This is a genomic window from Anaerobiospirillum thomasii (genome assembly GCF_900445255.1).
In the GTDB taxonomy this organism is placed as follows: Bacteria; Pseudomonadota; Gammaproteobacteria; order Enterobacterales; family Succinivibrionaceae; genus Anaerobiospirillum_A; species Anaerobiospirillum_A thomasii.
Genome location: NZ_UAPU01000007.1, coordinates 1,254,143 through 1,278,937 on the forward strand (window position 1 = coordinate 1,254,143; position 24,795 = coordinate 1,278,937).

The 24,795-nt window shown below is 39.8% G+C and carries 23 protein-coding genes and 1 pseudogene; 15 read left to right on the forward strand and 9 right to left on the reverse strand.

Features of this window, described 5'->3' with window-relative positions:
• Window position 1 precedes the first annotated feature (1 nt).
• Window positions 2-1,609 (forward strand): phosphoenolpyruvate carboxykinase (ATP), encoded by a 1,608-nt coding sequence (pckA, locus tag DRZ93_RS12795; protein WP_113746716.1) that lies wholly within the window; start codon window positions 2-4, stop codon window positions 1,607-1,609.
• A gap of 81 nt (window positions 1,610-1,690) precedes the next feature.
• A pseudogene (greB, locus tag DRZ93_RS12800) lies at window positions 1,691-2,158 on the forward strand (transcription elongation factor GreB); the annotation flags it as partial.
• A gap of 153 nt (window positions 2,159-2,311) precedes the next feature.
• Here greB and DRZ93_RS12805 read toward each other — a convergent pair.
• The 3 genes from DRZ93_RS12805 to pdxJ form a co-directional block, all read right to left on the reverse strand.
• Window positions 2,312-2,959 carry a hypothetical protein gene (locus DRZ93_RS12805; protein WP_113743267.1) on the reverse strand — a complete coding sequence of 216 codons (648 nt, stop codon included), beginning with the start codon at window positions 2,957-2,959 and terminating at the stop codon, window positions 2,312-2,314.
• Window positions 2,960-3,071: 112 nt separating this feature from the next.
• Window positions 3,072-3,854, reverse strand: coding sequence for an alpha/beta fold hydrolase (locus DRZ93_RS12810; RefSeq protein WP_113743266.1), 783 nt, complete (start codon window positions 3,852-3,854; stop codon window positions 3,072-3,074).
• A gap of 201 nt (window positions 3,855-4,055) precedes the next feature.
• On the reverse strand, window positions 4,056-4,796 hold the full coding sequence (gene pdxJ / locus DRZ93_RS12815) for a pyridoxine 5'-phosphate synthase (protein ID WP_113743265.1): 741 nt from the start codon (window positions 4,794-4,796) through the stop codon (window positions 4,056-4,058).
• Between the two features lie 294 nt (window positions 4,797-5,090).
• On the opposite strand from pdxJ, the gene DRZ93_RS12820 reads away from it, so the two are divergent.
• The gene (locus tag DRZ93_RS12820; RefSeq protein ID WP_113743264.1) at window positions 5,091-5,810 is read left to right on the forward strand and encodes a FadR/GntR family transcriptional regulator; all 720 of its coding nucleotides are present in this window, start codon (window positions 5,091-5,093) and stop codon (window positions 5,808-5,810) included.
• 112 nt (window positions 5,811-5,922) lie between these two features.
• On the opposite strand, the gene DRZ93_RS12825 is transcribed toward DRZ93_RS12820, so the two are convergent.
• The 4 genes from DRZ93_RS12825 to DRZ93_RS12840 form a co-directional block, all read right to left on the reverse strand.
• On the reverse strand, window positions 5,923-8,127 hold the full coding sequence (locus DRZ93_RS12825) for an IS1634 family transposase (RefSeq protein ID WP_113746714.1): 2,205 nt from the start codon (window positions 8,125-8,127) through the stop codon (window positions 5,923-5,925).
• A gap of 388 nt (window positions 8,128-8,515) precedes the next feature.
• Window positions 8,516-9,484 carry a C-terminal binding protein gene (locus DRZ93_RS12830; protein WP_113743263.1) on the reverse strand — a complete coding sequence of 323 codons (969 nt, stop codon included), beginning with the start codon at window positions 9,482-9,484 and terminating at the stop codon, window positions 8,516-8,518.
• 92 nt (window positions 9,485-9,576) lie between these two features.
• On the reverse strand, window positions 9,577-10,698 hold the full coding sequence (locus DRZ93_RS12835) for a glycerate kinase family protein (protein WP_113743262.1): 1,122 nt from the start codon (window positions 10,696-10,698) through the stop codon (window positions 9,577-9,579).
• A gap of 11 nt (window positions 10,699-10,709) precedes the next feature.
• The gene (locus DRZ93_RS12840) at window positions 10,710-11,123 is read right to left on the reverse strand and encodes a lysozyme inhibitor LprI family protein (RefSeq protein WP_113743261.1); all 414 of its coding nucleotides are present in this window, start codon (window positions 11,121-11,123) and stop codon (window positions 10,710-10,712) included.
• Window positions 11,124-11,275: 152 nt separating this feature from the next.
• On the opposite strand from DRZ93_RS12840, the gene DRZ93_RS12845 reads away from it, so the two are divergent.
• The 9 genes from DRZ93_RS12845 (at window position 11,276) to dhaL (ending at window position 20,308) form a co-directional block, all read left to right on the forward strand.
• The gene (locus tag DRZ93_RS12845) at window positions 11,276-12,475 is read left to right on the forward strand and encodes an MFS transporter (RefSeq protein ID WP_113746717.1); all 1,200 of its coding nucleotides are present in this window, start codon (window positions 11,276-11,278) and stop codon (window positions 12,473-12,475) included.
• 404 nt (window positions 12,476-12,879) lie between these two features.
• On the forward strand, window positions 12,880-13,686 hold the full coding sequence (locus tag DRZ93_RS12850; protein ID WP_113746718.1) for an IclR family transcriptional regulator: 807 nt from the start codon (window positions 12,880-12,882) through the stop codon (window positions 13,684-13,686).
• 31 nt (window positions 13,687-13,717) lie between these two features.
• Complete coding sequence (locus tag DRZ93_RS12855) at window positions 13,718-14,695, forward strand: tripartite tricarboxylate transporter substrate binding protein (RefSeq protein ID WP_113746719.1); 978 nt, start codon at window positions 13,718-13,720, stop codon at window positions 14,693-14,695.
• Window positions 14,696-14,760: 65 nt separating this feature from the next.
• Entirely contained in the window at window positions 14,761-15,216 is a 456-nt protein-coding gene (locus DRZ93_RS12860) for a tripartite tricarboxylate transporter TctB family protein (protein ID WP_172458259.1), read from the forward strand.
• A 12-nt stretch (window positions 15,217-15,228) separates the two neighbouring features.
• Window positions 15,229-16,740 (forward strand): tripartite tricarboxylate transporter permease, encoded by a 1,512-nt coding sequence (locus tag DRZ93_RS12865; protein ID WP_113746721.1) that lies wholly within the window; start codon window positions 15,229-15,231, stop codon window positions 16,738-16,740.
• A 2-nt stretch (window positions 16,741-16,742) separates the two neighbouring features.
• Complete coding sequence (gene eda / locus DRZ93_RS12870) at window positions 16,743-17,708, forward strand: bifunctional 4-hydroxy-2-oxoglutarate aldolase/2-dehydro-3-deoxy-phosphogluconate aldolase (protein WP_113746722.1); 966 nt, start codon at window positions 16,743-16,745, stop codon at window positions 17,706-17,708.
• 15 nt (window positions 17,709-17,723) lie between these two features.
• On the forward strand, window positions 17,724-18,611 hold the full coding sequence (locus DRZ93_RS12875; protein ID WP_113746723.1) for a dihydrodipicolinate synthase family protein: 888 nt from the start codon (window positions 17,724-17,726) through the stop codon (window positions 18,609-18,611).
• Window positions 18,612-18,667: 56 nt separating this feature from the next.
• Entirely contained in the window at window positions 18,668-19,672 is a 1,005-nt protein-coding gene (locus DRZ93_RS12880) for a dihydroxyacetone kinase subunit DhaK (protein ID WP_113746724.1), read from the forward strand.
• Between the two features lie 9 nt (window positions 19,673-19,681).
• Complete coding sequence (dhaL, locus tag DRZ93_RS12885; protein WP_113743258.1) at window positions 19,682-20,308, forward strand: dihydroxyacetone kinase subunit DhaL; 627 nt, start codon at window positions 19,682-19,684, stop codon at window positions 20,306-20,308.
• Between the two features lie 121 nt (window positions 20,309-20,429).
• Here the strand turns inward: dhaL and hslO are convergent, their stop codons facing one another.
• Entirely contained in the window at window positions 20,430-21,308 is an 879-nt protein-coding gene (gene hslO, locus DRZ93_RS12890) for an Hsp33 family molecular chaperone HslO (RefSeq protein WP_113746725.1), read from the reverse strand.
• 12 nt (window positions 21,309-21,320) lie between these two features.
• The gene (hslR, locus tag DRZ93_RS12895; RefSeq protein WP_113743256.1) at window positions 21,321-21,728 is read right to left on the reverse strand and encodes a ribosome-associated heat shock protein Hsp15; all 408 of its coding nucleotides are present in this window, start codon (window positions 21,726-21,728) and stop codon (window positions 21,321-21,323) included.
• A 75-nt stretch (window positions 21,729-21,803) separates the two neighbouring features.
• On the opposite strand from hslR, the gene nudE reads away from it, so the two are divergent.
• From nudE to DRZ93_RS12910, 3 genes are all read left to right on the forward strand, one after another.
• Window positions 21,804-22,370, forward strand: a complete 567-nt coding sequence (nudE, locus tag DRZ93_RS12900) for an ADP compounds hydrolase NudE (RefSeq protein ID WP_113743255.1) — start codon at window positions 21,804-21,806, stop codon at window positions 22,368-22,370.
• Between the two features lie 235 nt (window positions 22,371-22,605).
• Window positions 22,606-23,514, forward strand: coding sequence for an ornithine carbamoyltransferase (locus DRZ93_RS12905; protein WP_113746726.1), 909 nt, complete (start codon window positions 22,606-22,608; stop codon window positions 23,512-23,514).
• A gap of 16 nt (window positions 23,515-23,530) precedes the next feature.
• Window positions 23,531-24,754 carry an argininosuccinate synthase gene (locus tag DRZ93_RS12910; RefSeq protein WP_113746727.1) on the forward strand — a complete coding sequence of 408 codons (1,224 nt, stop codon included), beginning with the start codon at window positions 23,531-23,533 and terminating at the stop codon, window positions 24,752-24,754.
• The last annotated feature ends 41 nt before the right edge of the window (window positions 24,755-24,795 follow it).

Sequence of the window (24,795 nt, forward strand, 5' to 3'; positions counted from 1 at the left end):
AATGAGCTTATTTGACAAGCTTGGATTAGCTAAGTACGGTATCACCTCTGCCAAAGAAATTATTCACAACCCTTCATACGAAGAGTTATACGCTGCCGAGACATGCCCATGCCTCGAGGGTTTTGACAAAGGCGTTAACACCAAGATGGGTGCTGTGAACGTTATGACCGGTATCTATACTGGCCGTTCTCCAAAAGACAAATTCATCGTTAAAGACGACGTAACCAAAGACACAATTTGGTGGAACTCAGAAGAGTTCAAGAATGACAATAAGCCATTAACTGTTGAGGCATGGTCTCAGTTAAAAGCTTTAGCTACTAAAGAATTATCAGACAAGAAACTCTATGTTGTTGATCTGTTCTGCGGTGCCAACGAGGCAACCCGTCTGAAAGTTCGTTTCATCATGGAAGTAGCATGGCAGGCTCACTTTGTAACCAACATGTTCATCCGTCCAACAGCTGAAGAGTTAGAGAACTTTGAGCCAAACTTCGTTGTTATCAATGCTTCAAAGGCTAAGGTAGATAACTACAAAGAGTTAGGTTTAAATTCTGAGACTGCTGTTGTATTCAACCTTACAGAGCGTATGCAGATCATCTTAAACACCTGGTACGGTGGTGAGATGAAGAAAGGTATGTTCTCAATGATGAACTACTACCTCCCATTAAAGGGCATCGCTGCTATGCACTGCTCAGCCAATACTGACGTAAATGGCGAAAACACAGCTATCTTCTTCGGTCTGTCAGGCACCGGTAAGACCACCTTATCAACAGATCCAAAGCGTCTGTTAATCGGTGACGACGAGCACGGCTGGGATGATGACGGCGTATTCAACTTCGAAGGCGGCTGCTATGCCAAGGTTATCAACCTGTCACAGGAAAATGAGCCAGACATCTGGGCTGCTATCAAGCGCGATGCTCTGCTTGAGAACGTAACTGTTGATGCAGACGGCAAGATTGACTTCAATGACAAGTCAGTTACCGAGAATACTCGTGTATCTTACCCAATTCACCACATTAAGAACATTGTTCGTCCAGTTTCAAAGGCCCCAGCTGCCAAGCGCGTAATCTTCTTATCAGCTGACGCCTTCGGTGTTCTGCCACCAGTATCTATCCTCGATAAGGATCAGACACAGTACTACTTCCTCTCAGGCTTCACAGCCAAGTTAGCTGGTACTGAGCGTGGTATTACCGAGCCAACCCCAACCTTCTCATCATGCTTTGGTGCAGCCTTCTTAACTCTGCCACCAACCAAGTATGCTGAGGTTCTCGTTAAGAGAATGAATGACTCAGGTGCTTCTGCTTACCTGGTTAACACCGGCTGGAACGGCACTGGCAAACGTATCTCTATTAAGGATACCCGTGGCATCATCGACGCTATCTTAGATGGATCAATCGATAAGGCCGAGACCAAGAATATCCCAATCTTCTCATTCAAGGTTCCAACTGCTCTTCCAGGCGTTGACACCAACATTCTGGATCCACGCAACACCTATGCTGATCCAGCTGAGTGGGAGACCAAGGCTAAGGATCTGGCCGAGCGCTTCATCAAGAACTTCAAGAAGTTCGAGGCTCTCAACGGTGATCTGGCCAAGTCTGGTCCACAGTTATAATTTTGACTTCTAAATAGAAGAGTAAGCCTGGGTATTATGCCCAGGCTTTATTATTTGTATAGGGATAAAACAGAGATATTTATGGGAAAACCATATATTACACGTGCTGGCTATGACATTCTGCACAAAGAGCTTGAGTATCTGTGGAATGAAAAAAGACCAGATGTAACACAGAAGGTGTCCTGGGCAGCAAGTCTTGGCGATCGTTCTGAAAATGCCGACTATCAGTACAACAAGCGTCTTTTGGCTCAGATTGACAGACGCATCAGATATCTGCGTGGCTGTATGAATAAACTGCAGGTGGTCGATTACAATGCTCAGCAGGCAGGCAAGGTTTTCTTTGGAGCCTATGTTGAGCTTGAATCTGACGATGATGAATCCATACTCTCCATTCGTATTGTCGGTGGAGACGAAATATTTGGCAGAAGCAACTATATCTCTATTGACTCACCAATGGCCAAAGCTCTTTTAGGTAAAAGCGAGGGTGATGATGCCACTGTCTTTACCCCAAAGGGTCAGAAATTATGGTACGTAAATAAAATTGCCTATAAATGCCCTGATTGGTTTGAAGAGCAGGAAATTAAAGATCATACACTAGAGCCTAGTGATGATGATATTGCCAAGGATGAGCAGGAATTTTCTGAAGTTGACAGTAAGAAATTAGAGCAGGAATATCTAAAATCACTTATAAAATAGATGATTTTAGACAATGATATCAAGATTAAGACCAAGACCTGGCTCTATTGAAGAGGTGCCATAGCGTCTTTGTATGGTTCTGGCAATGGTACCAAAGGTACCATTTCTTTCAGCAATTTCCCTAGAAAAACGGGCACCGCTGATCCTTTCTTTGGTTTTATATTGTTTAGTCTCTTCAGGCTTATTGTCCTCAGCAGCGCCAGAGCTTAATGACAGCTGGGCGCTTTTGTTGGTTTCTGCCTGTGAGTTGGCACCCGAGACCTGTGATACCATAGCAGCAAAGTTCTGGCGCATCTGTTCACGGGTTATGAGCTGCCCCTTGTTTTCCTGCTTCTTATCCTCAGACTGATCATTCTGTCCTTTGTCTTCCTGGCCCTTCTTTTGATTGTTGCGCCCGTCTGGGTTTATAGCCTGACGTGACTGATTAGCCTGAGACTGGGCCTGCAGTATGCCTTGAGCCTGTGCCGACAATAAAGAGTTATTGCCCTGAGTATTGCCATACTCATTGGCCATGCGACCTTGTGCCTGCGACCCCTGACTTTCTTTGGGCGAAGGGATCTGAACTCGCGCAAGATTATCTTTGCGTGCCTCCTCAGCTCCCTGTTGATAGGAAGGAGGAGTAACACTCAATACAAAATTTGATGCTATCTCCATGACCTTACCTTTTGATAAGTAAAATTATGCCTTGTCACTATATATCGGAAAAAGCGCATAAAAACTTTAGTAAAATTTAAAAAATTTTTACAATTATATGATATTTAAAGAATTATTTATATAAATTACAAAAGAATTGTCTTAGTGAACGTTCAAATAATATTGGCTCTGTAATATGGGGCACATGAGCTGAGTGTTCAAAGATTTTAGAGGTTGCTGTTTTTTTACGTAAAAGCAGTTCGGAGGTGGCAGAGGGCACCAGCCTGTCTTTAGCTCCAAAGAGATGAAAAGTTGGTATTTTAAGGAATTTAAAATCCTCTCTTTCATCAATAAGACTCATAGCCTCAATACCAGCATACAGAGCCTCATAGCTCACCTCTGGCATATGGCTTAACAGGTGGTTTAACAATATGGAGTCTGGACAGATCTTGTCTATCTCCACAGCCTGCAGATGAGTAAAGTATTTTAAAAGCCTGCTGCAACGACGCGGGGTGAGCAGTCTTTTACATTTGACCACAATATTTGATGGCAGTCCCGGCCAGTTTGGATCTTTTGGAAAACGTGGAGTGCCACACATGGTAATAATGCTGTCTATCTTATTAAAACAATCCATGCTTGCGGCTCTTATGGCATATAAAGAGCTAAGTGACCAGGCAAGCACATCAGAGTCTTTGGGAATACTCTCAAGTAAGCATGAGGCTGTATCTTCAAAGGTTCTTATACTGCTAATCTTAGAGTAGTTAAAGCCATAGCCTGGAAAATCAATGGCCATGATATTTCTGTCTGCAAACATCTTGGCAATAGGCATAAGAAAGGTGGAGTCTGCTCCCCAGCCATGAAGCAGAACAAGAGGCTTGCCCTTTGGATTTCCGGTTTCAATACTAACTAATTGCACAGTAACTCCTTCGTTTTTAATATAAAAATGAATAGGTACAGTTGTAAATTAAAACCCACTTTGCACCTTTAAATTTGCAATAGAGCTCAAAAAAGACGGTTAAGCCAGGAGGGATTTTATAAAAAATCTTGTAAGAGAGGATCTGATTGAATAAAAAGAGGTAAATACAGAGCAATACTGTTTTTGCTCTGTATTTAAAGATTATAGATAGCAGTTGGTGCGAGACTCGTTCATTAACTGTTTCATCTGTACCACAGCCTTTTCAAGGCCTACAAAGACAGCCTGAGCTATGATTGAATGGCCTATGTTAAGCTCATAGATGCACTCAATAGCAGCAATATCATGTACATTGTTATAGTTAAGTCCATGACCTGCATTAACCTTGAGGCCTATACTGTCAGCATAAAAAGCCATTTCACGCAAAGTCTCAAGCTCTTTTTTCTGCTCAGCACCACAGGCATTGGCGTAGGTGCCTGTATGCAGTTCGATAAATGGAGCTCCTGATTTTTTAGCGGCATCTATCTGCTCTTTTACAGGATCTATAAATAAAGAACACTGTGTTCCAACCTTGGCAAGTCGCTCAACAGCCTTGGCTATCTTGTCATAGTTGCCAATTACATCGAGACCTCCTTCGGTTGTTACCTCCTCACGTCTTTCAGGGACAAAGCAGGCAGCATGGGGAGCAAGTGCCTGGGCAATTCCTAAAATATCATCGGTTACTGCCATTTCAAGATTAAGTTTGGTCTGAATGGTCTCTCTTATGATACGTACATCTCTGTCAGTGATATGGCGTCTGTCTTCTCGTAAATGGGTGGTGATACTGTCAGCGCCGGCAATTTCACATATTGAAGCTGCGGTTACAGGATCCGGATAAATACCACCTCTGGCATTACGGAGAGTGGCAACATGGTCAATATTTACACCTAAAAATATCCTGTTCATAATTATTTCCCAAAATAAAATCCTATATAAAGTATTTTATACGTAATTTTTGCTATGTCTAATTATATTCAAAAGTGCACATTAAAAGGACGTTTTAAAGTTTATGTGATCTGATGAGTTTTAAATAATTCCAGTTATGTGAACTGATAATAAGTATCTTTTTCTAAAGTGTGATAAGGTATTGCTAATAAATAAAACAAAAACATAGGTCATGACGGTATTTATTTAACTAAAGCTTAATTTTGATAAGGCACAATAATAAATATTGATCATATCATTTTAAAAGAGTTCTCTATGCAAGAAAAAGCACCTCTGTCAGAGATTACAGCTAGCAAGTTAATTAGTTACATTGTAGATAATGGCTTTGAGCAGGGACAGAAACTGCCAAATGAAAAAATCCTGTGCGATATTCTGGGCGTTGGCAGAAGTACTATGCGTGAAGCTGTAAGAATGCTCTGCTCACGCAATATTCTTACAGTAAAACATGGCTCAGGTATTTATATTGCAGATAATACAGGTATCTCAGATGATCCTTTTGGCTTTATCTTCGTCAAGGATAAATTAAAGCTGGTTGAGGATCTTGTAGAGTTCCGCCTTATGATTGAACCACGCGTTGCAGCACTGGCAGCTAGCCGTGCTAAAAACAAGGATATTATGGAGCTTGAGCGCCTGGCTCAGATCTGCGAGGACACAATTCTTGCCAATGAAAATCATAATAAAGCTGACAGTGATTTTCACAATAAATTATGCAAGCTCTCAGGTAACATCATTCTGCCTAAGCTTGAACCTATGATTATAAAATCAATAAGCGTATTTATTGATTTGTCCAATGCAGATTACACACAGGAAACCATTGAGTCACATCGTGCCATTGTTGCTGCCATTAAAAACAAGGATGCCATAGCTGCCTCTGATGCCATGATTTTTCATCTGATGAATAATAGAAACTTTATTCTCAAGCGACTTACCAGTCTGTCTGAACAGCCGCAGATGCCATCAGATGTAAATATATAGAACAATCTTACTAAAAACCCGAGTTTAACAGTTTTAAAAATTAAAAAACGCTATAAACGGCATATAAATCGCCATCATAGCGTTTTTATTTTGTGAATCTCTTTATTGCGAATTATGCCTGAGCCATATAAGATTGAATCTTGCAGTTGTCAGCACCGACTAGTTGTTCATAGCCACCAAAAACCTTTAGGCTTCTTGCTACATCCTTTGCATTCATAGCTCCAATCAATGAAGCCAAATTGACAGATTTCAGAATAATATCTATATGACTTTGCCCATTTTTTAATTTATTAATATATCTATCAATAGGAGTAAGCATAGGATCAAGAGGATCTATCTTTGTGTTTTCAATAGAATAAATGTTGTCGTGACATTGGGCATTAGTAAAATATCCATCAATACCATTAGAGCTATGAGCTACTATATTGGCGTTTCTTAAAGCACTGCTTATTTCATCTACACTAAGTTTATTGCCACTTTCTTCAATCTTGATTTGTAATATGCGCAATAAGATCAAAGCCATAACACAAATTGAGATATGTCCTGAAATATGCTCTTTATTTCTCACAAACATAGGTCTTATTGAAAAATTGCTTTTCATTACTCTAAAGCAATCCTCAATACGCACAAGCTTTTTGTAAGAGCTCAGAATATCAGCATCATTAAGCTCTTCTTTTATATCTTCAGGTTTTTTATAAACCATAGCACTAAAGCCGGCAAGACGCCTGCGCTTTTTAATTAGCTCTTCCTTTAATCCCTTTGCTATATACAGGCTTTCTTTTTTACCCTGTGCACTGTCTGCATCTGTAACTTTTACCTGTACTATAGAACGCCAGCCAGAGCTACATACGGGGGCCATATCTTTTTGGTCCTCAACAGCTTTGCGCGCTTTGATAATATCACTCTCAAGTTGTGCTATATCTCTTTTTTTACGAGACTCACTAAAGGTAAAGACAATCTGACATTCTACTTTTTCCTTACGCTTTTTACCTGTTGATGGGTCGGTAATATAACCGCTCTTTACATATGGAAGTTTACGGTAGTACAGATTATTAGCCCCGTATGTATTTATTTCTTTATCAATATAATCAAGATTTTCATCAAATATATCGATAAAGCTTACATCAGAAGCTCGTATATTGGTATCCTGTGCACAGGTCTTAGTGTATGATTTAAGATCTAGCATCTGAGATTCAAGTTCACTGCTAAGCGCAGTAACCTTTTGAGCTACAATAAAACCAAGTTTGTGATCTAAAAGATTTAAAAGGTTACCAAGTGAGTTTAGCCCTCTATCTGCAACAACGACTGCTGTTTTAATGTCATATTTACCCTTCATCTGCTCAATAAGAACAGGTAAAGTCTTATACTCTGAGGTATTTCCTGCAAAAATTTCAAAATCAATTGGTATGCCTTTATCATCAATGACTAAAGCTACAGAAATTAGTGGTAAGTCAAACCTATGCTCCTTCGATAAACCATGCATACGTACAAGTTGCTCACCATCATCTATGGCTTCATTGAACTTGGTTGTAAAGGCATCACTAAATTCCTGAGAATTAATGTACTCCTCAAACTCCTTAAGTGACATACCATCATTAAGTTTTTGAGCCTTGATATAGTTGATTACCTTACGCTCTAAAAGCTGTTTATCATCATATGGTGACTCAAAATAGCAGTTAGTGCAGTCATAGAAGACCATGGTCATCGAGCGATTGAAATTATCACAGATACGATTGTGTATATGGATAAAAATTTCATCCTTAAACTTATGGGCAAAGTCCAAAGCCCTGTATAGGTCGTGCAAGCCTATATCCTTAAGAGGCGAACATAAAAACTTTGTTTGATGATTAAAGGCCTTAAACTGAGATTTTGGATCAACCACCTTTAGAAAAGTCAGATAAGATAACACAGCATTTACATCAAACTGTACTGAGCTTTTACTGTTCTGAATATAGTAAATATGACGCTTTAATGTCAGTACGTTATCCCATAAAGGTTTTAAAGCCCAAAGCCCATAGTTAAGACTTATGGATACGGTCTTTCTTTGTAAATCTGCCTGGGTAATATCAATGCCTTTAATATGTTTCTCAACTAGATCTGCCCTTTGCTCTCTATATTTTAAAGTAGGGGTTTGATATTCCTTGCGTAATTTGGTTAAGGCATCAGGATCTTTCTCAAGAAGCTTATCTAAAGGTCCAAGAGATTTAATAGTCTTCTGTTTTTGCTTTTTGACACCATTAACCTTTATAGATGTAACCTCAACAATGGAGACATATTGGACGCCTTTAGTTTTTTTAACGGCGACAATAGTAGACATAGCAAGACCCCCTATAAGCTTAACTATAGCACCATTATATATTGTATCTAAATAATTCGCAATAGTTTGCAATAACAGAATTCAATAAGTTTTAAGTCAAAAAAATTGGCAATCCTAGATGGAAAGCCAATTGTATTAATTGTCGCGATTACAAACTGTCAAACTCGGGGATGTAAATATATAGAACAATCTTACTAAAAAAGGATCTGTATAAATAAAACTTTATACAGGTCTTTTTCTTTTCCTCCTATTGATAACAGACTCTTATATTTATCAAGAATACAAATAACTGCTATTAAATTTTGATAGTCATGACTATCTTTAGCTCAATAAAAAAGGTCAGAGCATAAAGCTCTGACCTCTAAGAGTATTACCTAAAACTTTTTAATTACAGCTTGTTAACTGGGCAGCGTGGGGCCTCGCCTTTGGCACCGCGTACAGCCTCTTCAGCACACTTTCTCTTCAGGTCTGAAGATGCCTGAACTGAGTACCAGGCCATGTGTGGGGTGATGGTAAGGTTTGGAGCACCACGTAATGGGCTGTCAGCCTCTAAAGGCTCCTTGGTGGTTACGTCAATACCGGCTGCACCTAACTGACCTGACTTTAAGGCCTCAGCCAGATCTGGCTCATTTACTAAACCACCTCTGGCTACGTTTACAAGCATTGCACCTTTCTTCATCTTGGCAAAGGCTTCTTTGTTCATAAACTTGGCATTGTTGGCATTTAAACCACAGTGCAGAGAGATAAGATCTGAGTTCTTTAATACCTCTTCCTCTGAAACTAATTCAATGAAGCTGTACTCAGGATTCTCAGCAACATGCTTGGTGTAAATATCATAACCGATAACCTTGCAGCCTAAGGCGCGAACGCGCTGTGCAAAAGCAAGACCGATACGGCCAAGACCTATAATACCAACAGTCATGGTTGACAGTCTTAAGATAGGAGCCATCTCAGCATAATCCCATCTGCCGTCAAAAACCTGATTGGTGGCACGTGAAACTTTACGAGTGATGTCCATCATTAAGGCAAGAGCATGATCAGCTACCTCAAAGGTACCATAGTCAGGAACATTACATACCTGAACACCAGCAGCTGTTGCAGCCTCTAGATCAACATTATCAACACCTACACCGTAACGAACAATCATCTTAAGTGTAGGAATGCCATCAAATACTTTCTTTGTAAAAGGAGCATACTGATTGCACACAGCTACAGCGCCCTGGCAGTTGGCTATAAGCTCATCTTCGGTGTGACACTGCACTAATTTATAGGAGATGCCGGCAGCCTCAAAAACTGCTTTTTCCTCATTGATGTTAGCGTGGTCGCAATCGGTAATAAAAATTTTAGTATCAGACATGGTATACCCCCAAAAGAAATATCTACTGTCTGAAATTGTATTCTATATTTACAAATGAATATGTGATGTGGCGCTAAAATTTGTAAAAGAGATCAGATGAATTTTAATAAATTATATACCGTGGCTTTAAGATTATTTCTACTCTCCAAAATAGCCTCTTCAAGAGTAGATGGTCCTCTTATAACCGGAAATACAGCATAAATACCACGTTTTATAAATTCATCCTGCAAAGAGTCATCTACCGATCCTACTATGGCAACCACCTTTGACGGATTTTTTAATAAAGCATTTCTTTGTGCAATACCTATGACAACTTTACCAGAAAGTGACTGTTTATCAAGACAACCCTCACCTGTAAAAATGTAGTCACAGTTTGAGCTTAAATTATCAAAATCAATGCTGTCCAATACAATATCTATACCTTTTTTCAATGAGGCGCTTAAAAAGGCAATGGCTCCGGCCGCCGTTCCTCCTGCTGCACCTGAGCCTTTAATCTGTGCAATATTTTTACCAAGGAATATACTGACAACTAAGGACATATGCTCAAGAGCTCTGTCAAGAAAGTCTATCTGCTCACAGTTAGCACCCTTTTGCGGAGCAAAGATACGCGCAGCTCCATTGTCTCCAAACAGTGTATTGTCCACATCGCACATACAGGTAAAGCTTACCTTAGAAAGTCTTGAATCTACATCTTTGGTATCAATAGAGCATATAGATGGGATATTTACAGGCAGTGGATCGACCAAAGCTCCATTTTTATCTAAAAAACGATAGCCAAGGGCATGCGCCATACCAAGGCCCATATCATTGGTGGCACTGCCGCCCAGGCAGATAATGATACGCTTTACATTAAGATCAAGTGCGTGCTTTATCTGTTCACCTACACCTTTAGTTGAAGATCTTAATATGTCACGCCTGCTCTCAAGATTAAGACCTGCTGTTCTTGCAAGTTCAATCACAGCTGTATCCTTGCTGTGTAGAAAAGGGGCTGTAATTGGGCTACCCAGATGATTGGTGCAGCTTACATTGATAAAATCCCCATCTAAAGCCTGAGCCATAGCCTCAAGCGATCCTTCACCGCCGTCAGCTACAGATCTTAATATCAGCTGATGTGGGAAATTGCCTTTAACTACAACCTCTTTAATAATAGAGCAGATCTCATTAGAGCTTAAAGATCCTTTAAAAGAGTCAGGAATTACAAGGATACAGGCCATAACAGTGATCTTTATTCCACCTTAATGCCATACATATTCAAGATAGCTTCAAATTCTTTAACTCTGGTTTGAAGATACCCTAAATAATTAAGATCGGCCTCAACAAGATAAATGGTGCCAGAGTTTGATAAATAGAAGTTTTTATTGTGCTCAGTAAATTTAAGCCAGGCTATTTGTGACTGCTTAAACGTATTTGCCATTTCAGGATTCTCTTTTTTAGCTTCCTGCAGAATAAGCTTATAGTACTTATTAAGTTTTTTATCATAGACACTGACTTCCTCAAAGATACACTCACGCATTGACTGAGTGTTTCCTGCTGTGCTTAGGCAGTCTGACAATCTGTCATTTTCTTCCTGGGCATTTACAGTGTTTAGGCAAAGCAAGAAGGATAGGGTTAGGATTGAGGCAATCTGCTTTTTTATCATAAAAACTCCATAAAGTTGGTTTAAATAGGTATTTTTCCTCACTCTAGCAAATATAATATGGCTAAACAATAAAATACTGTGTATATGCCTCTTGATTTTTTTTAACTTAAGTTTATCTTATGCGAGAAAATTAACACAGAGCAGGTTTTAATATGTCAGCACTTTCATTTTTTGTAAGAGATTCAATTGTAAGCCCTCAGAGATCATGGCCTCATGTCACCCTGTTAGGTACATGTCATTTTATGTCGGATTTCTACACTAATATTTTGCCTGTAATGTTACCGATACTGGCCTTGCGTTTTGATATATCCTACGCTCAGTGTGCCGCACTTTTTATGGTTTTCTCTGTAACCATGAATTTTATACAGCCTTTTATAGGTATTGTCTCTGACAGACGCAATCTTAATTATTTAATGCCGCTGTCAATAGCTACAGCCACTATCTTTGCCTGTCTTATCTCTCTTGCTCCAAATATCATTACACTTGTGCTCATAGTATTTTTAGTGGGACTGTGTTCATCACTGTTCCATCCTGTCAGTGCCTCAGTATTATCTTTAGTGACACCTAAGCACAAGCCAGGTCTTGCAACATCTATATTTATTGTAGGCGGTAATCTGGGCTTTGCCATAGCTCCATTCCTCATTGCCAAATATATAGAGGTATTTTCAGATAAATATTTAATTGTCATCTCAATTCCAGCACTTATAACTGTAGCTCTCGTCTACAGACGCGGACTGCACATAGGTGTTAAAAAAGATAAAAAGGATGAAAAGGCATTTTCAGTAAAATCCCTGTTTAAAAATAAAGAGTTTATACTGTTAAATCTGGCTATGGGGCTGAGATCATGGGGTTATTGCGCCATAGTAGTATTTTTAACTCTGCTTTTGTCAAAGCAGGGCTATGATTCTGTAAATGGTGCCGGCGCTTTGATGGTGGCACTGCTGGGCTGCGTGGCAGGCGGTCTTATTGGCGGATCTGTATCTGACAAATTTGGCTCAAAGGCTGTGATTGTTTTTACCCTGATTGTGGCTCTTGTGTGCTTTGGCTACTTCCTGTTTAATCCTTACATGACATTTTTATCACTTACAGCTTTGTTTTTATCAGGCTTTGGTCTGTATGGTTCAACAGCTCCTGCTATTGTCTGGCTGCAGTCTATGCTAAAAAATGCTGCCTCCTTTGCCACATCACTGATGTTAGGTCTTTCTTTTGGCTTTGGCTATGTTGCAACTTTGATAACAGGATTTGTGGCAGACTATGTTGATCTGCAAAGTGCTCTTATTTACACAACTCTGCCAGCTCTTTTTGCTGCCACATTAATTATGATGTTTATAAAACGTCCTGTAATCCATTAATTTATTACTTTGACCATGCATAGACTCTTTTATGCATAACAAAACAAGCAGGATTTTTATATAAATGTGACTGCTATATAACATATGTAGTAGCACTTAAACATAGGTTAAAAACCCATATCAAATTTGTTGTAGATCCTATCCACACGCATAAAATAAAGACATCCTGTCTTATAAACAACATTTTTACAAATAAATTTTAGAGGTTCACATATGTGATTAAAATTCATATATATGAACTTTATGCATTTGTGAACAAATGATGTGAACGCTTGAACAGTATTAAAAACTTGTAGAAAAAAAATATAAAGATATGAAATCAGGGTGATATTCTAGCAAAAGAAGGGTGAGTTATTGTATTTTTTACATTTTAATTGTTAAAAACTACTATAAGGTATTTCTATATGAACCTTAAACAAGATAACTTTGATAGCAGTGTTAAGCTGGTAAAGTCAGTATCGCGAACTATTGACCTTTTGTTATTATTTGTTGACTCAAAAAGATATCTAACCCTTCAAGACATATCTGAGATGTTATCTTTACCTAAAAGCTCAACTTATGAGCTTGTCAAAACACTCGTTCATAAAGGCATTCTAGAGATCAAAGATTCAAATAAAAAAACCTATGGCTTAGGCTTACTAGCCTTTGAGATTGGCAGCTCTGCGATTTCAGATATAGGCGTTAATGATATAGCAAGACCATATATACAAAGTTTAAATAGAATAACTGGTGGCACTGTCTTTTTAGGCGTGGAAGATCACGGAAAAATTGTTTATATCGATAGGGCAGAAGATCACTCTGTTATTAAAGCTCAGGCAAAGCTTGGCAGTAGAAGAAATCTGCATACTACCAGTTTAGGTAAGGCTATTTTATATGCCTACCCAGATGACAAAATGTTATCTCTTTTAGGTCCAGAGCCTTATAGCGCCAATACCCCTTTATCTAAAACAACAAGTATTGAAATTCTAAATGACGCAAAGGAAAGCAGAAAACGTAGATATGCTATTGATGACAGAGAAGATGGCATAAATATGTACTGTATGGGATGTGTTATTAGAAACAGAGAAAGCAATCCAATAGCTGCAATTTCAGTGGCATCTTTCTACGATGCAATGACCGAGACCAAAAAAGCCATGATATCAAGTAATTTGATAGAGGTTGCCTTGGAAATTTCTCATAAATTAGGTTTTTCTGGTGATAGCCTTTATTAGGCTTTCAACTTTTTTGTTATAGAGGTGAAGTATGTTTAATTCAAAATTATTAAAAGCATTTAAGTATGCCGCATTAGGTGCAGCTCTTGGTTGTTTTGCTGCAACAAGTATAGCCAGCGCAGCTCCTAAATATCCAAGGAAGCAAATACAGATTGTTGTTCCATATGCTCCGGGCGGTGCTTCTGATACAGTTGCCAGAATATATGGTAAGGAGCTTGAGGGTCAGTTAGGAAAGCCTGTTATTATCGTAAACAGAACTGGCGCATCAGGTGCTGTTGGTCTTGAGTCTGTTAAGAATTCAAGAGCAGATGGCTATACTATGGCCTATATGCCTGTAGAGTCAACCATGATTGCAGCATTAGGTATTGCTGATGTTTCATCAGATGACTTTAAGTTTGCATGTCGTGTTATGACAATTCCTGCTGCTATTACAGTATCCGCTGATGCCCCATGGAATACTTTAGAAGAGTTCTTAAAGTATGCCAAAGAAAATCCAGGAAAAATCATGGTAGGTAACTCAGGATCAGGCTCAATCTGGCACGTTGCAGCTGCTAGCTTGGAAAAGAGTGCAGATGTTGAGTTCAACCATGTTCCTTTTGATGGTGCAGCTCCTGCCATTGCAGCATTACTCGGCAAAAATATCACAGCCGTTGCAGTAAGCCCTGCAGAGGTTAAGACCAACGTTGATGCTGGTCAGTTTAAAGTTTTAGCTGTAATTGGTGATGCAAGATCATCTGTAGTTCCTGACGTAAAGACTACTAAAGAGCTTGGTTATGATGTAAGCGCCATGGGCTGGGGAGGTTTTGCTGTTCCTAAAGGAACTCCTGATGAGATCGTTGATATTTTAGATAAAGCCTCCGCAAAGGTTGCTCAGAGTGAAGAACTTAAGAAACTGTTAAAAGAGAGAGGATTTGAGCATGCCTATCTTAGTGGTGAGGAGATGGATAAATTCGCTCAGGATCAGTTAAAGCAGTATAAAGAGTTAATTCCACAGCTACTTGGCAAATAAAAATTAGATCGTAGGCACAGTTTTTACTGTGCCTTATTAAAACTTTATTCATAGAGGTATTTATCGTGAATAAATTAAAGGGTGATCCTTTAGTTGGCTTTGTCATTGTCATTTTTGGCCTAGCCTTCTTATTTCCATCTATTGGATATGGTCTTATGTCGCCCAAGGGTTTACCAGGTCCTGGCGCTGGATTTTTTCCACTGATTACAAGTTCTTTTACTATCTTCTTTGGTCTTTGGGTTATGGTGGATGCCTTAAAAAACGGTGGAGCAAATTATTTTGGAGATGATCCAGAGCAAAGAAGCAATTTTAAAGTTATTTTTTCTTTAATAGCAATTTTTACTGTATTTGCTTTTATATGGTATTTCATAAATTTTTACCTCGGTATTGCAGTATTAAGTTTGGCTTTTAATTATATTTTCGGAAGGACATGGGTATTTAACCTTATCTTTACTGTCATTATTGAGGCCTTGCTCTTTGGAATTTTTGAGCAGGTTCTGTACATTCAATTTGAAATGTAGATAGGAGCAGATATGGATTTATCGCTATGGCTTGATAGCTTTTTAGCAATTCTTACGCCAGAAGTTCTGATGTTCAATATTGCAGGAGTGTTCTTTGGTATTTTAATTGGAGCACTGCCTGGACTTTCTGCAACTATGGCAATTGCAATCTTGACACCTATAACATTCTGGTTTGAACCTTCATGTGGTTTTGCAATGTTAATTGGTGTATGGAATTCAGCAATTTTTGCAGGAGGAATTTCTGCGGTACTAATCAATACACCAGGAACACCGGCTTCAATTGCATCAACTTTTGATGGCTATCAGATGTACAAACAGGGAAGAGGCGGCCTGGCCTTGGGCATCAATGTTCTCTACTCTGCTTTTGGTGGTATAGTAAGTACTATCTTCTTGATTTTCCTGGCATTCCCTATTGCTAGTTTTACAGTGTCATTTGGACCTACAGAATATTTCATGTTGGCATTTTTCGGCCTTATCATGATGATTTCTGTTTCAGATAACAATGTTGTAAAAGGTATGGCTGTAGGATTTGCAGGACTTACTTTATCTACTGTAGGTATTGATCCTATACTTGCAATCAAGCGCTTTACCATGGACTCAACAGATCTTGCAGCAGGAGTTGGTTTCCTGCCTGTGATGATAGGTATGTTTGGTATAGGTGAAGTTTTAAATCAAATATACGAGTATAAAAAGTCACGCGCAGGTGAAAGTCTGCAGTTGATTAAGGATGCTTCAAATAAATTAGGGCGTATCATTCCTACATGGAAAGAGTTCAGACAGTTTATTAAGCCAACATCAATTACAGCAGCTGAGTCCACAGTTATTGGTGCAATTCCTGCAGCCGGCGGTGATATTGCATCAATTATCTGCTGGGGTCAGGCTAAACGTATGTCAGCCAAACCTGATGAGTATGGCAAAGGATCTGCAGAAGGATTTGCCGTGTCATGTACAGCAAATAATGGTGTATTAGGTGGAGCTCTTACTACAATGCTGACACTTGGTATTCCTGGTGATGCGGTGACAGCCATTTTGATTGGCTCTTTAATGATGTATGGAATGCAACCTGGTCCTAAAATGTTTACAGAGGATGCAGGTTTCGTTATACAGATTATGCAGTTAATGTTGCTGTCATATGTATTTATCGTCATTATGGGTCTGTTATCTGCAAAACTCTCTGCAAAGATTTTAAATGCAAAGCCTCAGACAGTCTGGACTGCGGTTACTATTCTTTGCGTCGTCGGTTCATATGCTTTAAACAACTCATTTTCTGATGTAATTATTATGTCTGTAGCTGGCATTGTTGGTTTCATCTTCAAACGTGGCGGTTTTGCTCCAGGACCTTTCATTTTAGGTCTGCTACTGGGTGGTATGCTTGAGTCAAATCTAAGACGAGCTCTTGTGATGTCTCAGGGATCGCTGTCAATTTTCTTTGAAAGACCAGTAACTTTAGTTTTATTTATTCTAATTGTTCTAACATTATTTTTCCCGCTTATTAAAAAGCAATTTAAGAAAAAGAAGGTATAGTTATGAGCCAAAATATTCTTCAAGAGATATCTAAAATAGGAATGATTCCTGTTTTGAATATAGATAAACTTCATTGTGCTCTGCCTTTGGCTGATGCTCTGCAAAGAGGTGGTCTGCCTCTAATGGAAGTCATGTTCCGTACTGATGTTGCAGCAAGCTGCATTAAGGAAATAGCAAAATCTAGACCTGATTTTCTTATAGGCGCAGGTACCATATTAACCGAAGATCAGGCCAAACTTGCTGTTGACTGCGGAGCCAAGTTTTTAGTGGCTCCTGGTTTTAATCCAAAAGTGGTAAAGTGCGCACAGCAGTTACAGGTACCTATTGTTCCAGGATGTGTATCTCCAACAGAGGTAGAGGCAGCACTAGATCTTGGAGTTAAAGTATTAAAGTTCTTCCCTGCAGTTCAAAATGGCGGTGTTCCTGCAATGGGGCTGCTTGCTGGACCATATCGTGATATCACCTTTGTTCCTACAGGTGATTTAGATAAAAAACTAGCTTTTGAGTATCTTTCATTTAATAAGGTAGCAGCTGCAGGTGGCGACTTCATGCTCAAGTATGAGGATATTCACTCTGATAATTATGAAAAAATTGAAAAAGATGTTGCTGAAACAATAGATCTTTATTTCAATTTCCACGTAGCTCATGTTGGCATGAATGAGAGCTCTGAAGATAAGGCATTTGATCTTGCCTCATGTCTTGGTAAGTGCTTGTCAAAGGATGTAGTAAAGATGCAAAACAGCACCTTTGTCGGCTCACTAATTGAGGTTATGCACAAACCTTTCTACCATGAAAAAGGTCATATTGCCATAGGCACAAGAGATGCCACTAGAGCCTATCACTATTTAAAACGCAAAGGCGTTGAGTTTATAGAAGACAGCGTGTTTTTAAACGATCAGGGTCGCGTAACTGCTGCTTATATCAAAGAAGATTTTGCAGGTTTTGCTTTACATTTAATGCAGGATTAAAAAAGGATATTAATTATGAAAACTATGTTTGGTGTTATCAATGCAATGACCACTCCTTTTACAACAACAGGAGAGGTTGATGTTGAAGGTCTTAAAAAGCAGGTTGATTTTTTAATCGAAAAAGGAGTCAACTGCTTATATCCACTTGGTACAACTGGCGAGATGTATCTTTTAAGCACAGAAGAGCGCAAGCTTGTTGCAAAAACTGTTGTAGAGCATGCAGCTAAAAGAGCTATTGTATATATACATGTAGGCTCAATGACAACCAAGGAGGCATGTGAGCTTGCCAAACATGCAGAGGATATTGGTGCTGATGGCGTAGGCGCTGTAACACCAAGCTATTTTGGCTGTTCAGACAGAGCTATTATTCAGTACTATAAAGATATTTCAAACGCAGTATCTAAAGATTTCCCAATTTACCTATATTCAATTCCACAGTGTTCTGGCAATGATATAAAGCCTGAGGTTGCAGAAGAGCTGGCTAACTCATGCAGTAATATTGTTGGTATAAAATACAGCTATCCTGACATGATACGTATTTTAAATTACATAAAGATAAGAGATGGAAACTTCTCAGTACTTGTAGGCCCAGATAAATTATTCCTGGCAGGTTTAATCAGTGGCGCACAAGGCGTCGTTTCTGGAATTGCAGGTCCAATGCCTGAGCCTTTTGTTGCTGTATATAAAGCCTATCTTGATGGTGATCTTGAAAAAGCTAAGAAACTTCAGAAGATTGCCTGCGATGTAACTGATTTATTACGCTGCGGCAGTGATATGGGGGTCTTTAAAGAGGTGTTAAGAAGACGTGGCATCAATGAACATGCATTTATGAGAAGACCTCTGCTAGAAATGGAAGCAGATGATGCCAACTCCCTGTGGGAAGAAGTAAAAAAATATTTATAAAAATACAGCTAAATACTTATACTAGTAAAGTAACTAATTTTGATTCGGAGTTGTATATGCAAAGATTAGTCAATGATCCTACTAAATATGTAGATGAAATGTTAGAAGGTATATACCTTTCAGCCCCTGATATGCTTACCTACGTCAATAATGACATGCGCTGCCTTGTTTCAAAGTATAAAAAGCAGGGTAAGGTGGCTCTGGCAACAGGTGGTGGTTCTGGACATCTGCCTTTATTTTTAGGATATGTTGGTAAAGGTTTACTAGATGGATGCGGTGTCGGCGGCGTATTCCAGTCACCAAGTCCAGATCAGATTTTAGAAATTACCAAAGAAATTGATAGCGGCGCTGGTGTTCTGTACATTTACGGTAACTACGGCGGCGATATTATGAATTTTGGCATGGCCAAAGATCTTGCAGAAATGGAAGATATTGAGGTTCGTGAGGTTGTAGCAGGCGAGGACGTTTTATCTTCACCAAAAGGCCAGGAAGATAAGCGTAGAGGCGTAGCCGGTATATTCTATGTATATAAGATTGCAGGAGCTGCAGCCGAAGCTATGCTGCCTATAGATGAAGTTGAAAGACTGGCTATCAAGGCAACACAGAATGTAAGAACTGTAGGTATGGCTTTAACACCATGCATCATTCCAGAAAAGGGTGAGGCCAATTTCAGTCTGCCAGATGGCAAGATGGAAATTGGCATGGGTATTCATGGCGAGCCAGGTATCAAACTTGAAGATCTAAAGAGTGCCGATGAGATTGTAGAGCAGATGATGGAGCCTCTGTTACAGGATCTGCCATATACCAGTGGTGATGAAGTCTCTGTTTTAATTAATGGTCTGGGTGCAACTCCAAAAGAAGAGTTATACATTGTCTACAGAAAGGTAGCCAAGATCTTAGAGGCCAACGGCATCAAGATTTTCAATAATTACATTGGTGAGTTTGCAACATCAATGGATATGGCTGGTATGTCAATTTCTCTGTTCAAGCTTGATGATGAGCTCAAGACCTATCTCAAGGCTCCTTATGAGACTCCTTTTATCATGCAGAATCAGTTATAGAGGCCAGATATGAGTTTCACTAAGGAAAATTTCATTAAGGCCATAGAGCAATGCTCTGCACTTATGGAGCAGAATAAACAATATCTTATTGATATGGATTCTGCCTTTGGTGATGGCGATCTTGGTCTTACCATGACAGCAGGTTTTGCTGCAGCCTTTGAGTTTGTAAGCGGCAGTGGCGAAACCGACATGGGCAAGCTTGCAGCTCAGATGGGTATGGCTATCTCCAAGAAGGTGCCATCAACTATGGGTACACTTGTAGCAAGTGGCTTTATTGCTGCAGGCAAGGCTCTAAAGGGTAAGACAGCGCTTGAGGCTGATGATCTGGCACTGTTCTTTAAGTCTTTTGTTGAAGGTGTAAAGAGCAGAGGCAAAGCTGATGTAGGCGATAGAACCATTGTTGATTCAATCGCTCCTGCAAGTGAGGCTTTTGGCGCTGCAATAGCATCTGGCAAAGATATAAAGGCAGCTCTTGAGACAGCTTGTGCAGCTGCAGCTGACGGCGTTGAAGCTACTAAGAATATGCAGGCTAAATTTGGCCGCGCTGTGTACTATGGCGAGCAGGTTCTTGGCAAAGAAGATCAGGGCTCTGTTGTAGGCAAATTAATTTTTGAAGGCTTTTTTACAGCTTATTAAAAGTTAGATTGTAAAAATAAAGACTATCTTTAAATGGTGCCTATCACTTAATAAAGATAGTCTTATTTTTTTATAAAACTGCAAAATACAGCACTTTTACAATAGTGCTGAGTACTTAAGACTATTGTGAGTTTGTAAGCAGCAGAGCTTTTAGTGACTGCTGATCAAGATGATAGCTTCTGTTGCAGTGATGGCATGTCATTTCAATACCATTTTCATCTGCTGCAATATCCTCAAGTTCTGCATGAGAGAGGGTGGCAAGTGAGTTAAGGCAGCGCTCTTTGGAGCATATGCACTTAAAATCAACCTCTGTAGGCTCAAATACTCTGACCTGCTCATGGGCAAATAGTCTGCTTAGAATTTCATTGACATCAAGCTCAATACTCTCTTTGACACTTAGTGTCTGTGAGAGAATGGATAAATGCTCAAGAGAATCAGTATTACCCTCAACATCAGGAATGATCTGCAGCATAATGCCTGCACTGGCATTTGAATCTGTATCATTGAAGATAAAGAATCTTGTTGGCAGCTGATCTGATGTAGAAAAGTACTTTTCGAAGGCCTCGGATAGATTCTGGGCCTCAAGCTCTACAATACCCTGAAAACTCTGACCATTTTTAGGGAAGATGGCAAGGTGCAGATAGCCACCGCTGCCTATTAAATCTCTAAAAGTTGATTCATCATCGTAGATATTGTTATCAACAGTTTGACAGGAGCCGTAGAAGGTAAGATCTCTGTTGATATTCAAGATAGCGTTTTTAACAGCTCTGTCACCTTTGCCGCCATGAATCTGCAGCATAATCTGACCGTCAAGCTTGAGTGTTGAGGTAATGCACACACCAAGTACAGCCAGCTCACGCATCAGCAAACAGACAGGTTTTGAGTAGTTATGATTCTCAAGAAGTCTGTCATTGGCATCAAAAATCTGAGCCAGCTCGCCTCTTACTCCGTGATTGTCAAACAGAAAACGTATAACCTGTGATTTTTTTGAATCTGTCATGTATTAAATCCTTTACTCATAATTTCTCTGCTTTAATAAAAGCAGGGCACGTCTTTCTTTCTTGTTGGGTCTATTTTCAGGGTGAGGGGCAACAAGAGCCGCCATCTTTCTAAGCTCGCCCTCTTTTTGTCTTTGCTCTATGCTCTGTGCCGTCTCTTCATAGAGATTGACTGCAACGCTTGCAGGTCCTCTTATATCTGAGATCTCTTTGATAATGACCTCTCTGCGGGAGTTGCCCTGTAGCAGTCTGACCTTGGCGCCGATTTCAACAGTTTTTGAAGGTTTGGCTCTTGAGCCGTTGTATTCAACCTTTCCGCCTTCTATCATCTGCCGTGACAGGGAGCGCGTCTTATAAAAGCGTGCTGCCCAGAGCCATTTATCGAGTCGAACCGCCTCTTGCGGATCTTTTTTATCACTCACGATTAAATTGCCTTACTTTTATATAAAAATTGTCTTAAATTATACAAAAAGTTGTCTTAAAACTTAAGGTGCAATATGGATACAAGATCATTGAATAAAACCCTGCCAAGTATAGGCGATATAAAGCGTATTAAAGCCTCAAATTTTTTTAATATAGAGCAGCTTGATCTAACCTTTTCCAATGGTCACAAAGCCACCTATGAGCGCCTGTACGGAGGTAACGGAGCTGTGCTTGCCGTACCTTTTGACGGCAGAGATTTTTATTTGATTTCAGAGTACTCCTGTGGCACTCACAGCTATGAGCTTGGCTTTGTCAAAGGCAAGGTGGATAAAGGTGAGACCTCAGAGCATGCTGTATCACGTGAGCTGCAGGAGGAGATTGGCTATAAAAGCAATAAGATTACATTGTTAAAAAAGCATATGACAGTAGCCCCTGGCATGATGTCACTGCTTATGGATGTCTATCTGTGCGAGGAACTTGAGCCGCACAAGCTAGATGGTGATGAACCTGAGCCTATTGAGATTGTAAAAGTAGGTATAGATGAGGTTTATGATCTGATTTTCTCCAACACAACTCCTTTGCGTGAGGCAAGAAGTATTGCTGCGCTGGTTATGGCTATGCACCAATTAAGAGCGATATAAAAATTAATGTAAATATATGCACCAATATGGTTATATTGGGGTATATATTTATTTAAATATAATTATCTTTTGGTAATATAGCTAATCATGAAAAGCTTAATATTTAAACACACACCTCTTCTTTCTCTGAATATCAATATATTCAGACGACGATAAAAAATATATACGGTGGACTTTCGTTCACACAGCTATGTATTTGTCATAATTATATTTAAATTTTCATTAGGAGTTATTGATGCGCCATCTTCTTACGGGCTTTGAATTTAGCAAAGAGGAATATGAGGATATTATAGATACTGCCTCAAAGATGAAGGCCAATCCGGCATTATATAGTGACACATTAAATGGTAAATCTGCCGCTATAATGTTTGAAAAGCCATCTTTAAGAACAAGAACCACATTTGAGATTGCTCTGTTTAGACTGGGCGCCCACGGCGTCTATTTAGATTTGCAAAGCGGTGATCTGGGCAAAAGAGAGTCAATACCTGATTATGCCCGCAATCTCTCCCGCTGGACAGACTGTCTTGTAGGTCGTGTCTTTGCCCAGAGCACATTAGAGGAGCTTGCAGCAACTGGATCCGTACCTGTGATAAATGCCCTGTCTGATCTATATCACCCAGCTCAGGCCATGGCAGATTATATGACAGTCAAAGAGCATCTTGGCAGCTTTGAGAATGTAAAGCTTGCCTATTTAGGTGATGGCAACAATGTAACCAATTCACTTTTGGTTGCCGGCGCTATTTTAGGTGTCAATGTGACATGTTTTTGTCCATTAGGTCACGGCCCTGATATTCAGATTTTCAATAAGGCCAGTGAAATTGCCAGAAAGCATGGCTGCACTTTAAATGTAACAGATGATTTATCGCAGCTTAAAAACTATGATGTGCTGTATACAGATACCTGGGTATCAATGGGTGACAATACTCCTCTTGATGCAGTTAAAAAAATCTATATGCCATATCAGATTAATGCTCAGACTGTTGAGGCCTCATCTGCTAAGATAGTCATGCACTGTTTACCGGCTCATCGCGGATTTGAAATAACCGATGATGTTATGGATGGAGACAAGTCGGTAGTCTTTGACGAGGCTGAAAACCGTTTGCACATTCATATGTCATTGTTATCAAAACTAATAAAAGCATAATTGAAGGAATTTTGCTATGTTAAAGAAAGAAAAAAAACAGTATAAAAAAGTATTATTAGCCTATTCAGGTGGTCTTGATACATCAACCATTGTGCCATGGCTTAAAGAGAACTATGGCTGTGAGGTTGTATGTTTTGTTGCCGATGTCGGTCAGGAGCGCGAGGATCTTGAGGGTATAGAGCAAAAGGCTATACAGTCAGGAGCCACTTCATGCATTATCAAGGATCTGCGTGAGGAATTCGTACGCGACTACGTATTTGAGACCTTTAAAACCGGTGCCATTTACGAAGGCGAGTACCTTTTAGGCACATCTATTGCCCGTCCGGTTATTGCCAAAGCAATGGTAGAGACAGCTTTAGAGGTTGGTGCCGATGCTATATCCCACGGTGCTACCGGCAAGGGTAATGATCAGGTACGTTTTGAAAGTGCTGTATCAGCACTAGCTCCACAGCTTGATGTGATTGCACCATGGCGTATCTGGGATATGCAGTCACGTGAGGAGCTTTTAGCCTATCTGCACGAGAGAAATATCCCTTGCAAGGCCACACTTGAGAAGATCTACAGCCGTGATGCCAATGCTCTGCATATCTCAACTGAGGGTGGAGAGCTTGAGAATACCTGGAATGCAGCCTCTGAGAATGTATGGGTTTGGACCACATCTCCAGAAAAGGCTCCAGATACCCCAGAGCAGTTTGAGCTGACTATCAAAGAGGGCGTGGTAACACAGATTAATGGTAAGGATGTAACTCCTTTTGAGTGTCTGTCACAGTTAAATGATATAGGTGCCCGTCATGGTGTAGGCCGTATCGATATCACTGAAAACCGTCTTATAGGCATGAAGTCACGCGGCTGCTATGAGACCCCAGGTGGCACCATTATTTACAAGGCTCTGCGCGCTATTGAGCAGCTGGTACTTGATAAGTCAACCCGTGTCTTTAGAGAGCACCTCGCCGTTGAATTTGCTCAGCTTGTCTACGATGGCCGCTGGTTTACACGTCTGCGTGAGGTTATGATGGCCTCAGCCAATGAAATTGCCAAGGATGTAAACGGCAAGGTTGTAATCAAGCTCTATAAGGGCAATATCGATGTAATAAGAAAAGACAGTGATAACAGCCTGTTTAATTTCGACTTTGTTACTTTCGGTGCTGATGATGTATATGATCAGTCAGATGCAGAGGGCTTTATCCGCATTTACTCTCTGCCAGCTAAGATCAGAGCATTAAATCAGAAAAAGAAATAAGACATTAACGTAGAATAAGACAAAGCCTGGCTCAATTGTGC

Coding starts and splice junctions, on each gene's coding strand:
- pckA (WP_113746716.1), top strand. CDS start 2: ATGAGCTTATTTGACAAGCTTGGATTAGCTAAGTACGGTATCACCTCT.
- DRZ93_RS12805 (WP_113743267.1), bottom strand. CDS start 2,959: ATGGAGATAGCATCAAATTTTGTATTGAGTGTTACTCCTCCTTCCTAT.
- pdxJ (WP_113743265.1), bottom strand. CDS start 4,796: ATGAACAGGATATTTTTAGGTGTAAATATTGACCATGTTGCCACTCTC.
- DRZ93_RS12820 (WP_113743264.1), top strand. CDS start 5,091: ATGCAAGAAAAAGCACCTCTGTCAGAGATTACAGCTAGCAAGTTAATT.
- DRZ93_RS12825 (WP_113746714.1), bottom strand. CDS start 8,127: ATGTCTACTATTGTCGCCGTTAAAAAAACTAAAGGCGTCCAATATGTC.
- DRZ93_RS12830 (WP_113743263.1), bottom strand. CDS start 9,484: ATGTCTGATACTAAAATTTTTATTACCGATTGCGACCACGCTAACATC.
- DRZ93_RS12835 (WP_113743262.1), bottom strand. CDS start 10,698: ATGGCCTGTATCCTTGTAATTCCTGACTCTTTTAAAGGATCTTTAAGC.
- DRZ93_RS12840 (WP_113743261.1), bottom strand. CDS start 11,123: ATGATAAAAAAGCAGATTGCCTCAATCCTAACCCTATCCTTCTTGCTT.
- DRZ93_RS12845 (WP_113746717.1), top strand. CDS start 11,276: ATGTCAGCACTTTCATTTTTTGTAAGAGATTCAATTGTAAGCCCTCAG.
- DRZ93_RS12850 (WP_113746718.1), top strand. CDS start 12,880: ATGAACCTTAAACAAGATAACTTTGATAGCAGTGTTAAGCTGGTAAAG.
- DRZ93_RS12855 (WP_113746719.1), top strand. CDS start 13,718: ATGTTTAATTCAAAATTATTAAAAGCATTTAAGTATGCCGCATTAGGT.
- DRZ93_RS12865 (WP_113746721.1), top strand. CDS start 15,229: ATGGATTTATCGCTATGGCTTGATAGCTTTTTAGCAATTCTTACGCCA.
- eda (WP_113746722.1), top strand. CDS start 16,743: ATGAGCCAAAATATTCTTCAAGAGATATCTAAAATAGGAATGATTCCT.
- DRZ93_RS12875 (WP_113746723.1), top strand. CDS start 17,724: ATGAAAACTATGTTTGGTGTTATCAATGCAATGACCACTCCTTTTACA.
- DRZ93_RS12880 (WP_113746724.1), top strand. CDS start 18,668: ATGCAAAGATTAGTCAATGATCCTACTAAATATGTAGATGAAATGTTA.
- dhaL (WP_113743258.1), top strand. CDS start 19,682: ATGAGTTTCACTAAGGAAAATTTCATTAAGGCCATAGAGCAATGCTCT.
- hslO (WP_113746725.1), bottom strand. CDS start 21,308: ATGACAGATTCAAAAAAATCACAGGTTATACGTTTTCTGTTTGACAAT.
- nudE (WP_113743255.1), top strand. CDS start 21,804: ATGGATACAAGATCATTGAATAAAACCCTGCCAAGTATAGGCGATATA.
- DRZ93_RS12905 (WP_113746726.1), top strand. CDS start 22,606: ATGCGCCATCTTCTTACGGGCTTTGAATTTAGCAAAGAGGAATATGAG.
- DRZ93_RS12910 (WP_113746727.1), top strand. CDS start 23,531: ATGTTAAAGAAAGAAAAAAAACAGTATAAAAAAGTATTATTAGCCTAT.